Genomic DNA, 11,274 nt, shown 5'->3' on the forward strand with positions numbered 1-11,274 from the left:
CTTCAGCTGGTCACTGTCCTTGGCGCCGGCACGGCCGGCAGCCCGGCCGTCTCAATTACTCTACAAATGCCTTGCAAAAGCAGGGCTGGGATTACATGCGGTCGCGTCTCATGACCAGCGCCGGCCCGCCCTGGGTGGCGGCATAACGCTGCTTGATGGCCTGCGCCAGCTGATGCACGGCCATGGCATACTTGTCGCTGTTGTTGTAACGCTTGATCACCTTGAAATTGGGATAAACCTGCCAGAATTCGTTGCCTTCATAAGTGCTCAGGGCAATGGTCGAGGCGTTGTTGCGGCCATGAGCCTGATGCGCGACGGGTTTGCTGGGCTGCCAGCCGCTGCGCGAGAAATAATGCGCGACGCTGCCGATCGCATCATGCTGATTCCACAGATTGCGCACGCCGTTGTTATCGAAATCGACAGCCAGGCGGCGGAAGCTGCTCGGCATGAACTGCCCCAGACCCATGGCCCCGGCCCAGGACCCGACCGGCTCAAAAGGCTCGAAGCCTTCCTCGCGAGTCATGAGCAGGAAGTTTTCCAGTTCCGTGGCAAAAAACGAGGCGCGTCTCTCGGTATCGAACGCCAAAGTAGCCAGGGCATTGAAAATGCAGGTCTTGCCGATGTTGCGACCGAAATAGGTCTCGACGCCGATGATGGCGACGATATATTCGGGATCGACGCCATAAGTGGCGCTGGCTCTCTGGATCACGTCGGCATTTTCAGCCCAGAACTCGGCGCCATGGGTGATATGCTCATTGGTCAAAAATTTACTGCGGTAGCGCGACCAGCTGCCCGGTTTCGGGATACTGGGGCCGGAGCTGGGACCTTTCTGGGCATTTTCAAGGCGGATCACGGAATCCAGGCGCGTGGCCTGCGAGAACAGGGCGTTCAGATACTTTTCCGAGAAACCGTGTTTTTGCACCATGTGCCGGATAAAGGTATGCACGGGTTGGGAGTAAGCGTAAATCCCGGTCAATGCATCGGCTGAATGGACGGGGGAGGACGTGGCTTTTCGGTAGGGTTGAAGCGGCGGGATTGTGTTTTTTCCCGTTACGTTGGGCTGGGATGGAACCCGGTTCTGCGGCTTCATAGAGCCCAGCGTATCGGAGCGGTAATTCTCCGTATCACTGGCACAGCCGACAAGCAGCAAGGTCAAAGCCAGTTTGGCTGCCCTTTTAAAAACTACATTTATTGTTAACATGATTTTTGTCTTCTTATTGATTAGCGGTCCCCATTAAAAGAGCACCATTACTCCATACGGCACGGAAAATCCGTCCCGGCTCCAATTAATAGAGATAGGCCTGCGCTAACGCAGCTTGATCCCTAAGCTAATTATTGGCTATTTCATCGGTATTGTTAAGCCCGCGCTGCAAAAAAATACCCGATCGCAATGCTGTCCGATTAATTGCGCAGCTTTGCCCGACAGGTCGGCAAACCGCCGCGCCAAAGGATTGTCGGGAATGATGCCGAGCCCGACTTCATTGTGCACCAGCACCATATCGCACGGCAGATTCAGCACCGCTTCCAGTTCATTCAGGATATCGGCTTCGCGGTATTCGTGATGCAGCATGTTGTTGAGCCACATCGATACGCATTCGATCAGCACGGGCTTGCGGCAATCCTTCAGTATCTCGAACAGCTTTACGGGTTCTTCCAAGGTGTCAAAAAAATCCTGGCGGCGCCGCCGGTGGATGGCGATGCGCGCCCGCATCTCGTCGTCGAAAAACTCGGTCGTGGCCAGATAATAAGGTTTGAGGCCATTGGCCTGCTGCAAGATATAGGTTTCGGCCAGCCGGGATTTGCCGCTTTTGACCCCGCCGATGAAAAGCGTCTTCATGCCAGCAAGGCTCCCGCTGCCAGGATTCCCAGCACGATAAAATCAATGCCCGTTTTCATATTTAATGCCTGTTTCAGTGTCGTTTGGTTGACCGGGTTGACGGCAGAGCCCAATACCGGCTTGTGCTTGATGCGGCCATGATAGCTGGCATCGCCCCCTAGCGCCACGCCTAACGCGCCGGCCATGGCCGCGATCGGGAAACCGGCATTCGGGCTTTCGAGCTTGCCGCCGTCGCGCCGGCAGCACTGCCAGGCCCGTCGTCTGTCGTCGGCCAGCGCAATGATCAGCAGCGCCGTCAGCCGGGCCGGCAGGTAATTGGCGACATCGTCCAGCCGGGCCGCCATCTTGCCGAAGTAAAAATAGCGCTCGGTCTTGTAGCCGATCATCGAATCCAGCGTGTTGACGGCTTTATAGACGGCGATGCCGGGCAGCCCGAACAGGACCAGATAGAACAGCGGAGCGATGACGCCGTCGCTGAGGTTTTCGGCCCAGGTTTCCAGCGCGGCTTTATGGATCTCCGTTTCGGTCATGGCCTGCGTATCGCGGCTGACCAGATAGCTCAATGCCTGCCTGGGATTTTCGGTCGTCAGCAGTCCGGCAACGCTGGCGTGCAGCATGTGCATGGCCAGGCCGGTCGAAGCCGGCACGGCCAATATCGGCAAAGACAGCCAGGGCGGCAGCCAGCCGGCCAGATAAGCCAGCATGGTCGCTATCAACAGCGACAGCGCCAGCAGGCTGACCACGAGCAGGGCGCCGGTCATGATGCGGTCGCGGTAAAACCGCCGCTCGAAGGCCGAAATGAAATCGCCCATCCACATCACGGGATGCTTGCCGGGCAGCTCGCCGATGGCCAAATCGATCAGATAGGCCAGCAAGGCCAGTTCAAAATACATCGGTCAGCCTTGCATAAATGTAGGGTACGCACTGCGTACCTTTTTCAAAGCGGTTTTCTGAATCAAATTTCCAGAAGGTACGCGATGCGTACCCTACACAACGGATTTTTATAGCCATATCAATTCTGCAACGCCGCCAGAATCGCCGCTATATCCAGCTGCTGCGCGACCATGTCGGAAAAGCCCTGTATTTCGGCTTCACGGTAGGCTTCATAGTTGTAGCCCCGGTAGGCCGGATTGATGGCTTTGAGATAAGCCGTGCGAAAATCGTCATTATCGAAGATGCCATGCACATGGGTGCCGGCGACGTTTTCCTGCCGATGCGCCAAAGGATAATTGGCCATGCGGCCGCAATGAATCTCATAGCCTTTGATGGCCGGGCATGAAAACAGATCGTATTGCCCGCGCTTGAGGATTTTCGGGGTTTTATAGACCACCGTATCATCGAACAGCGCCAGGCCTGTTTCGCTGCCGGCAATTTCATGCTCAAGGGCATCGGGATCATGCAAAGTCTTGCAGAACATCTGATAGCCGCCGCAGATGCCGAACACCGGTTTTTTAAGCCGCCGGATCTCATCGAACAAGCCCTGGGCTTTCAGCCAGTGCAGGTCGCGGATCACGGTCTTGCTGCCCGGCAGCAGCACCATATCGAACTCGGCCAGCGGCCGGTAGGCCTGGATCAGCTCCACATGCACTTCGGCATCGGCCATCAGCGCATCGAGGTCATTGTAGTTGGCCAGGCCCGGGTAGGCGATCACGGCGGCGCGGATTTTGACATCATTCAGCCGCTGCCGGTAATTCTGCAGCGACTGCGAGTCTTCCATGTCGATATTGAGCGACTGGAAAGGCAGCACGCCCAGCACGGGCACGCCGAAACGCTCGCGGATGATCTTTTCGCCCTCGTCGAAAAAGCGCCGGTCGCCGCGGAATTTGTTGACGACGACGCCGATCAGGTTGGCGCGCATGGCCGGGTCCATCAGTTCCAGCGTGCCGTAAATCGACGCAAACACGCCGCCGCGCTCGATGTCCGCGACCAGGATGTTTTTGGTATTGAAAGTCTTGGCGATGAAGGTGTTCGACAGATCCTTATTGAGCAGATTCAGCTCCACGGGCGAGCCCGCGCCTTCGGCGACGATCAGGTCATAGGATTGCTGCAAGGTCGAAAACGCCTGCCAGACCTGTTGTTTCAGATTATCGATCTCATTGTAATAATCAGAGATCGACTCGTTTTTGTAAACCTGGCCGTTGACGATGACCTGCACGCAGCCGTTGCCGTGCGACTTGAGCAGCACCGGATTGAACAGCACGCTGGGTTCGACGCGCGCGGCCTCGGCCTGCAGGCATTGGGCGCGCGAAATCTCGCCGCCTTCCTGCGTGACAGCCGAATTGTTCGAGACGTTCTGCGCCTTGAACGGCGCAACGCGCAGGCCGCGGTCGGCAAAAATGCGGCACAGGGCCGTGACCAGCGTAGTCTTGCCGGCATCCGAACTGGTGCCGAAAACTGCTAAGGGTTTCATTTCAATAATCGCCTAGTATTTTCAACGCAGCAGCGGTAGTCTGGGTTGATAAACCCGGCATTTCGGGCTACCCATGCCGGGTTTCCGCTAAAGCTCCAACCCAGCCTACACTTGCTTCGTGATCTTCGTGGTTAATATTAAAGTTCAGAGGTTATCGTATTCAGGCATCGCGCCAGCTCGGCAATCGCCCGTTCGTCCTTGACGGCGAAGCGCACATGATAGCGTGTCAGTCCGGCAAAACTATCGCAGACGCGGATCAAAATGCGCGATGGCGCGAGTTTCTCCTGTAATTGATAGCCGTCCATACCGGCCAACTCCGCCAGCAGGAAATTGGCCTGCCCTTCATAAATCCGCCGGAACAGGCCGCAGTCCGACAGGGCCTGATGCAACTGCTCGCGCAGTTGGCGGGTCTGCCGGCGGGTCTGCCCGATAAAAACCGTATTGGCCAGCGCCTGCTGCATGTAGGCCATATCAAGGCTGGACAGTTTCCAGGCCGGCTCCAGGCCTTTCAGCGCATTGATCGCCGGGCTTGCCGCCATGACAAAGCCGATGCGGATGCCCGCGCAGCCGTAAAACTTGCTCAGCGACTTGATCAGGTAGAGCTTGTCGTAATCTGCGATATAGCCGGCGATTGATTCAGTATCGCAGAAATCCAGAAACGACTCGTCGATGATAACCGTACAGTCGGCGGCCTGCCATTTGGCCAGCCAGTCCTTCAGATCATAAAGACACCCATCCGGCGTGGACGGATTCACGAAAATGATCGTGCTGCCTCTGGGAATCTCGGCATTCGGATTGGCAAATCGATCGACACTATGCAGCCGGCAGCCGAGCTCGCCGGCGATATGCGCATATTCGCCATAAAGCGGCGCGTACAGCACCAGATCGTCGGGCTTTAGAAAGCGCAGCAAGGCAAAAATGGCCGCGCTGGCGCCGTTGAAGACTTCGATGTCGGCGCCGGACGGACAAGGGTAGCGCTGCTTCAGTGCTTGTTTCAGCTGGCTGTAATGCGGATCGGCATAGGGACCGAGCTGAACCTGCAGCAGGCAGTCCAGCGTGACCGCCTGCTGCGGGTTGATATTGGCCGAGAAATCCAGCACCTGCTCAGGCAGGCAGCCCAGATCCTGGGCGAACCGGTAAATATTGCCGCCGTGCTTCATTAATAAACTGATGTCATGCAATGGATAAAAATTTTACCACGAAGGTTATGAAGCGTAGGGCACGCACCGCCTACCTTTTGGGAGTCTGGTGCGTCAAAAAAATTTTGAGAATGGTACGCGGTGCTTACCCTACAAAGCTTGTTTATAAGTTGATGTAGTCAATATAAGTATATTCGTCGCTGTGCCGCAGTTTATGCACGGAGCCGGCATCGATGCGCAACTGAAACGAGTTGGCCAGCGGTATATTCAGGGCGCGCGCCAGCAGGGCGCGAATCACGCCCGCATGGGTGATGACCAGCACCTGTTCAGCCTTGACGGAGGATAGATCCCGCCAGAAACTGTCCGCGCGCGCGTACAGGTCTTCGAAATTCTCGCCGTTGGGCGGTGCGGCCTTAACAAAATCATTGGTCCAGTTCTGCATGGCATCGGGGGCGATATCGTCGAAGCGCAGCCCTTCCCAGTCGCCGAAATGCAGCTCCTTCAGGCGCTCATCGGTGGTCACGGTTGTCGAGAAAGTCTTGGCCAGCTCCAGGCAACGCGTCAGCGGGCTGCTGAACACCTTGCAATCGGCATCGAACTCGGGCAGCTTGTCATGCAGATCCTGGGCTTCGTCGTTAAAACTGTCGGCCAGGCCGACATCGCTGTGGCCGTAGCAAAGCCCCGGGTCCGCGGCGGTGTTGGTGTGGCGAATCAGATAAATGTCCATAAGGTACTCATACTTAAATAAAAAATGGTTTCAGCGAGCTGCTGGCTGGCGCCGAGGCAATCGCCGGTGTAGCCGCCGATACGGCGGTAAAAATAACGGCCCAGCAGCCCGTTGACGGCCAGCACGGGCAGGATCGCCAGCCAGCAGATGGCCGGCAGCAATAATAAAGGTAATAAAGCCAGGCTCCCGGCAAACAGCAGATTGTTGCCAGAGGGCCTGAAAACGGCGGCGCCGGCCTTGTTGTCGTCGATGCGCGCGTAATCGTAACGGCGCATGACCAGCAGGGGCAGCAGCCGGCTGAAGCTGTGCCCGGACAGCAATAACAAGGGCACGGCGGCCGCCGGCAGCGCGCCAAGCACGCTGATCTTCAGCGCCAGCAGCAGCAACAGGCCGAGCGCACCATAAGTGCCGGTCCTCGGGTCTTTCATGATCTCCAGAATGCGTGGTTTGTCGAAGCCCGCGCCGAAGCCGTCGCAGACATCGGCGAAGCCGTCTTCATGGAAGGCGCCCGTAACAAGAATGCCCGCAACAAGGGCCACGATGGCTGCTGTCTGCTGCGGCCACAGCCAATCGGCCAGATAAAAGCTCAATGCAGATAGGCCCCCGACCAGCCAGCCGACCAGCGGCAGATAAACCGCGGCTTCCGGCAGTTGCTTATAGTCCAGCGCTTGGGGCGCGGGCAGGCGCGTGTAGAAACCGAGGGCCAGCAGGAAAAGTCTTGGATGGGGCATGACTGTCTTTCAGACTGTCCAGTCTTCGGTAGTTAAATCTGCAAAAACAGTTTGGATATCGGTAAAAATTTTGTCGGCGCTGACCAGCATGCAGTTTTCCGTGATTGCGGTCGAGATCATCATCAAGTCTATATTGTGTTTTTTAAGATTCTCTTGATTGAGGTTACGCAAATCCTTGATGGATTTTTTCAACAGACCGAAAAGCTCAGCTCCTTGGGGGGTTAAGGGTAAGCAGCAAAAATCTTTTTGCACTTGAATGATTTTTTGCCGGATACGGACTTTTTTACTTTCCGGCGCATTGGCGAAACCATATTCAAATTCATAGAGCGACAGTATCGAAAAACAGACTTTGTCGGCATCGGTGAGCGTCGACAGGCGCTGCAGAATTTTAGGGTGCGCCGGGGCCGATGCGTTATAAAGGTCTGAAATTGTATTGGAGTCGAGTAAATAATTCATTCGGATTTAAAGGCAAAATCTTGCTTGAATTCTTCCATATCCTGCTTGAATTGCTCGGTATGCTCTTCCAGATCAATAGGGTTTTCGGCAATGCGTTCGGCAAGTTGGGCCCATTTTGATGGTTTTTGCTGTGCTTCCAGAGCGCGACGGATGGCTTCATAAATGAATTGGTCAGGATTCGGTAAATGGTTGATTTCTTCAACCATTTCATGTGGTAAATTGATAATGTGCTGCATGGCTTTATGCTCCGGTTACGCAATTGTATAGTCGATGGTCAATAGGATGCGAAACTCAGAAAGGAATTCACTGCCAGATTAACCTATTGATGGAACTTATTAAAGTTTCCGTTGCGTATTAATTATTTTTAATGATCGACCCCGGCCTCATCAAATGAAGCCATTTCATTCAGCATCAGCACGGCCGATTGCAGCAGAGGGAAGGCCAGAGCAATGCCGGAACCTTCGCCGAGTCGCAGATCCAGATTGATGAGCGCCCGGGCATTGAAATGCTTCAGCAGCGCCTGATGGCCCTGTTCACGCGAGACATGGCTGAACACGCAATAATCCAGCACCTGCGGATGCAGCCGGCTGGCCACGAGCAGGGCGCTGCTGGCGATGAAGCCGTCAACCGGAATCAGCATGCCCAGCTCGGCCGCTTTCAGGTAGGCGCCCGTCATCATGGCGATCTCGAAGCCGCCGAATGTCGCCAATACGGCTAGCGGTTCGGCGATGTCCGGATGCCGGTCCAGCGCCTGCTGCAGTACAGAAACCTTATTGCGCAGCTGCTCGTCGTTCAGGCCGGTGCCGCGGCCTGCGCATTGCTCCAATGGCACGCCCGTCAGCACATGCATGAGCAAGGCGGCGGACGAGGTGTTGCCGATGCCCATTTCGCCGAAGCCGATGCAGTTGCAGCCTAGCCTGTGCTGCCTTGACACGATTTCCGCGCCCGCTTGCAGCGCTTCCAGGCATTGCTGGCCGGTCATGGCGGGCTCCGTCAGGAAATTGCGCGTGCCCTTGGCGATCTTGGCGCTGATCAAGGCGGTATGGCTGTCCAGATCGGCATTGACGCCGGCATCGACCACCAGCAGTTCCATACTGTGCTGGCGCGCGAACACGCTGATTGCCGCGCCGCCGGCCAGGAAATTGGCGACCATTTGCGCGGTCACGGCCTGCGGATAGGCGCTGACGCCGGCTTCGGCAATGCCATGATCGCCCGCGAAAATGATGAGGCAGGGCTTGTTCAGGCGGGGCGTGAGGCTGTTCTGGATCAGGCCGATCTGCAGCGCCAATGTTTCGAGATGGCCCAGCGCGCCCAGCGGCTTGATCTTCTGGTCGATTTTATGCAGCAGGGCAGGACGAAGCGCTGACGAGAGCGGGGCGATGGAAAAATTTAGCGGCACGGTGTATTCCAGGTATTTTCAAACAATAAAGTGTCCAGGTCTTTGCGCTCGGCCCAGTGCGCCTGTTCCAGCATCGGCTTGTCGTAGAATTCGGCGACATGGCCCAGGCACAGGATCGCTACGGGCTGGCTGTCTTCGGGCATTCTCAGCAGAGTCTTTACAGGCTCGGGCTCGAACATGGACACCCAGCCCAGCCCCAGACCTTCCGCCCTGGCCGCCAGCCACAGGTTTTGTATCGCGCAGGCTAGTGACGCCAGATCCATGTCCGGCAGCGTGCGCCGGCCGAAGACATATTGTCCGCGCCGCTCGCACAAGGCGGCCACCAGCAGGACCGCGCATTCGCGTATGCCTTCCACCTTCAGCTTCATGAATTCGTCTTCGCGCTCGCCCAAAGCCTGGGCCGTATTGATGCGTTCCTGCTCGACCAGCGCGTGCAGCGCCAGGCGCAGATCGGGAACGCTGATGCGTACAAATCGCCAAGGCTGCATGAAGCCGACGCTGGGCGCATGGTGCGCGGCCTGCAGCAGACGCTTCAGGACTTCGGGATCGACCGGGTCGGGCAGGAAGTGGCGCATATCGCGGCGCTCGTAGATGGCGCGGTAGACGGCGGCGATTTCGTCGTCGGTGTAACGGTGTCGGGTCATGGTACTAATTAAATTTAAGCGCCGGATGTGGGGCGGCTTCGCCTGAAGCGCCTACTGTTGGCAGGCGCCTATTATCGCCCAGAATACATAGATGAGTCTAAATAACTAGAAAGTTTTTGTAGGGTACGCATCGCGTACCTTTTTCAAACTATTGATTTATTGCGGCTTTGAAAAGGTACGCGATGCGTACCCTACGATGCTTTTAGCGGCGGTAGGCTGGGTTGCTAAACCCAGCATTTCGGAGCCGCCGATGCCGGGTTTCCGCTAAAGCTCCAGCCCAGCCTACACAGGCTAAAAAAGATAGGGATGGGCCGCCTGAAACCCATGCACTTTGGCTTTCGGATTGAAAACCGGCGGCTGCCAGTCTTTGTTTTCCTGACCGGCCAGGAATCCGGCAAGCCATAAGGCCTGATTGCGGATCGGCAGAATGAATGCGTACAGCTTGCCATTCGGCAGTTCGGCGACATCGCCGAGCGCGTAGATATGCTCGTCCGAGGTTTGCAGCCGCTGGTTGACCTTGATGCCGCGGCCAATCTCCAACCCCGCCTGTTCTGCCAGTTCCGTGCGCGGCTTGAAGCCGGTGGCTACGAGCACGGCATCGAAAGCGGTCGATACGCCGGTTTCGACGCAGACTTTATCGCCCTGCTTTGAAAAGCCCTGCACGGATTGATTGAGCAGCACCGCTACGCCCGAATCCTGCATGACGTTCAGCAGCGTGACCGAATCCTCCGGGACCAACTGGCGCTCCATGAGTCGGTCCGCGGCATGATACAGCGTCACCGGATCGCCCGAGGCGGCCAGATCGGAAGCCACTTCGCAGCCGATCAGGCCGCCGCCGATCACGCCCCAGGCCGGCCACCGGTTCCGGTCCAGAAAGCCCTGCCGGAACCGGCGCAGTTTTTTCAGATCGACCAGATTGTTCAGGCAGAAAAACAAGTCGCGGTAAGGCCTGAACGGCGGCGGGATGAAGGCCGCGGAGCCTTGCGCCAGGATCAGCTTGTCGTAGGGCAGCACAGATTCCTGATCCGGCCCTTTGACGGCTACGGTCCGGTCGCCCCGGTTGATGGCCGTGACCTCGGCGGCGCTAATAATGTCGATATTCTCGTCGCGCAGCTTGTCGAAGGGCTTCAGGATGATGGACTGCTCGATGTTTTCGGTACTGAAACCGCGCGACAGCAGCGGCCGCGAATAATAGCCGTCGTCTTCGCGTGTGATCAGCGTAATCTGCGCGTCGGCCTGCAGCGACCGGTATTTTTCCGCGAAGCTGACGCCGCCCACGCCGGAGCCAATGATGACGATACGCATTGACTTACGCCATCAGCTGGTAAGCGCTTTTCTCGGCCCCGCACTCAGGACAGCGCCAGTCGTCGGGGATGTCCTCGAAGCGCGTGCCCGGCTGGACGCCTGTATCAGGGTCGCCTTCGGCCTCATCATAAATATGGCCGCAAACGCTGCATTGGTATTTTTTAAAGTCAGACATAGCCATTCCTCATTCATCGGTTAAAAAAGTCTTTCACAACTCTGACTGTAGCACATCATTTTTAGTTTAGCTTTTTTTAAACGGCAGATAGGCCGCCGCATCCTGCTTGTAAAGCGCCACCGATTCCCGTTCCTCGGCCAGAAAGTGTTCCACGGCCTCGGCAAAGCGGGTATCCTGAAGCCAGTGCGCCGACCAGGTCGTGACCGGCTCGAAGCCGCGCGCGATCTTGTGCTCGCCTTGCGCGCCGGAATCGAAGCGTTTCAGTCCGCGTTCGATGCAATACTCCAGTCCCTGATAGTAACAGGCTTCAAAATGCAGGCCGCTGTATTCTTCATGGCTCTTATTGGATTCCGGGGAGATACCCAAGCATTGTTGACTCCTTGAATTTGAGGTTCAGTATCGCCATATAGGACGGATGATTACCTTACCTCAACTATTAGACAACGCCAAA

At 56.7% G+C, this 11,274-nt stretch carries 13 protein-coding genes and 1 pseudogene; all 14 read right to left on the reverse strand.

Annotated features, from left to right (window positions below; translation table 11 throughout):
* Positions 1-91 precede the first annotated feature (91 nt).
* Positions 92-1,201: a lytic murein transglycosylase gene (locus tag V2P20_RS01230; protein ID WP_331815202.1), complete on the reverse strand. Its 1,110-nt coding sequence runs from the start codon at positions 1,199-1,201 to the stop codon at positions 92-94.
* Between the two features lie 138 nt (positions 1,202-1,339).
* Positions 1,340-1,837, reverse strand: coding sequence for a bifunctional adenosylcobinamide kinase/adenosylcobinamide-phosphate guanylyltransferase (locus V2P20_RS01235; protein WP_331815205.1), 498 nt, complete (start codon positions 1,835-1,837; stop codon positions 1,340-1,342).
* Positions 1,834-2,730: an adenosylcobinamide-phosphate synthase CbiB gene (gene cbiB / locus V2P20_RS01240; protein ID WP_331815208.1), complete on the reverse strand. Its 897-nt coding sequence runs from the start codon at positions 2,728-2,730 to the stop codon at positions 1,834-1,836. The genes V2P20_RS01235 and cbiB overlap by 4 nt, the downstream gene beginning before the upstream one ends.
* Positions 2,731-2,849: 119 nt before the next feature.
* Positions 2,850-4,247, reverse strand: a complete 1,398-nt coding sequence (locus V2P20_RS01245) for a cobyric acid synthase (protein WP_331815211.1) — start codon at positions 4,245-4,247, stop codon at positions 2,850-2,852.
* Positions 4,248-4,384: 137 nt separating this feature from the next.
* Positions 4,385-5,407: an aminotransferase class I/II-fold pyridoxal phosphate-dependent enzyme gene (locus V2P20_RS01250; RefSeq protein ID WP_331815214.1), complete on the reverse strand. Its 1,023-nt coding sequence runs from the start codon at positions 5,405-5,407 to the stop codon at positions 4,385-4,387.
* A 142-nt stretch (positions 5,408-5,549) separates the two neighbouring features.
* Complete coding sequence (gene cobC / locus V2P20_RS01255; RefSeq protein ID WP_331815217.1) at positions 5,550-6,113, reverse strand: alpha-ribazole phosphatase; 564 nt, start codon at positions 6,111-6,113, stop codon at positions 5,550-5,552.
* Positions 6,098-6,844 (reverse strand): adenosylcobinamide-GDP ribazoletransferase, encoded by a 747-nt coding sequence (cobS, locus tag V2P20_RS01260; RefSeq protein ID WP_331815220.1) that lies wholly within the window; start codon positions 6,842-6,844, stop codon positions 6,098-6,100. Before cobS ends, cobC begins: the two co-directional genes overlap by 16 nt.
* 9 nt (positions 6,845-6,853) lie before the next feature.
* A complete protein-coding gene (locus V2P20_RS01265) occupies positions 6,854-7,300 on the reverse strand; it encodes a PIN domain-containing protein (RefSeq protein ID WP_331815223.1) in 447 nt (148 codons plus the stop codon).
* Positions 7,297-7,536: a hypothetical protein gene (locus tag V2P20_RS01270; protein WP_331815226.1), complete on the reverse strand. Its 240-nt coding sequence runs from the start codon at positions 7,534-7,536 to the stop codon at positions 7,297-7,299. Before V2P20_RS01270 ends, V2P20_RS01265 begins: the two co-directional genes overlap by 4 nt.
* 128 nt (positions 7,537-7,664) lie before the next feature.
* Positions 7,665-8,699 carry a nicotinate-nucleotide--dimethylbenzimidazole phosphoribosyltransferase gene (gene cobT / locus V2P20_RS01275; RefSeq protein WP_331815229.1) on the reverse strand — a complete coding sequence of 345 codons (1,035 nt, stop codon included), beginning with the start codon at positions 8,697-8,699 and terminating at the stop codon, positions 7,665-7,667.
* Entirely contained in the window at positions 8,690-9,343 is a 654-nt protein-coding gene (bluB, locus tag V2P20_RS01280) for a 5,6-dimethylbenzimidazole synthase (RefSeq protein WP_331815232.1), read from the reverse strand. The genes cobT and bluB overlap by 10 nt, the downstream gene beginning before the upstream one ends.
* A gap of 291 nt (positions 9,344-9,634) precedes the next feature.
* Positions 9,635-10,648, reverse strand: coding sequence for an FAD-dependent oxidoreductase (locus V2P20_RS01285; RefSeq protein ID WP_331815235.1), 1,014 nt, complete (start codon positions 10,646-10,648; stop codon positions 9,635-9,637).
* Positions 10,649-10,652: 4 nt separating this feature from the next.
* Entirely contained in the window at positions 10,653-10,823 is a 171-nt protein-coding gene (locus V2P20_RS01290) for a rubredoxin (RefSeq protein WP_268118892.1), read from the reverse strand.
* A 66-nt stretch (positions 10,824-10,889) separates the two neighbouring features.
* Positions 10,890-11,159, reverse strand: a pseudogene (locus V2P20_RS01295) (peptidogalycan biosysnthesis protein); the annotation flags it as partial.
* Between the last annotated feature and the right edge of the window lie 115 nt (positions 11,160-11,274).

Origin of the sequence: Methylobacter sp. Wu1 (assembly GCF_036553575.1) — a bacterium.
GTDB lineage: Bacteria > Pseudomonadota > Gammaproteobacteria > Methylococcales > Methylomonadaceae > Methylobacter.

Excerpts from the sequence above, each read along its gene's own strand:
- V2P20_RS01245 (WP_331815211.1), bottom strand. The coding sequence starts at position 4,247 with ATGAAACCCTTAGCAGTTTTCGGCACCAGTTCGGATGCCGGCAAGACT.
- V2P20_RS01265 (WP_331815223.1), bottom strand. The coding sequence starts at position 7,300 with ATGAATTATTTACTCGACTCCAATACAATTTCAGACCTTTATAACGCA.
- V2P20_RS01250 (WP_331815214.1), bottom strand. The coding sequence starts at position 5,407 with ATGAAGCACGGCGGCAATATTTACCGGTTCGCCCAGGATCTGGGCTGC.
- cobC (WP_331815217.1), bottom strand. The coding sequence starts at position 6,113 with ATGGACATTTATCTGATTCGCCACACCAACACCGCCGCGGACCCGGGG.
- V2P20_RS01270 (WP_331815226.1), bottom strand. The coding sequence starts at position 7,536 with ATGCAGCACATTATCAATTTACCACATGAAATGGTTGAAGAAATCAAC.
- cbiB (WP_331815208.1), bottom strand. The coding sequence starts at position 2,730 with ATGTATTTTGAACTGGCCTTGCTGGCCTATCTGATCGATTTGGCCATC.
- V2P20_RS01285 (WP_331815235.1), bottom strand. The coding sequence starts at position 10,648 with ATGCGTATCGTCATCATTGGCTCCGGCGTGGGCGGCGTCAGCTTCGCG.
- V2P20_RS01230 (WP_331815202.1), bottom strand. The coding sequence starts at position 1,201 with ATGTTAACAATAAATGTAGTTTTTAAAAGGGCAGCCAAACTGGCTTTG.
- V2P20_RS01290 (WP_268118892.1), bottom strand. The coding sequence starts at position 10,823 with ATGTCTGACTTTAAAAAATACCAATGCAGCGTTTGCGGCCATATTTAT.
- V2P20_RS01235 (WP_331815205.1), bottom strand. The coding sequence starts at position 1,837 with ATGAAGACGCTTTTCATCGGCGGGGTCAAAAGCGGCAAATCCCGGCTG.
- cobS (WP_331815220.1), bottom strand. The coding sequence starts at position 6,844 with ATGCCCCATCCAAGACTTTTCCTGCTGGCCCTCGGTTTCTACACGCGC.
- bluB (WP_331815232.1), bottom strand. The coding sequence starts at position 9,343 with ATGACCCGACACCGTTACACCGACGACGAAATCGCCGCCGTCTACCGC.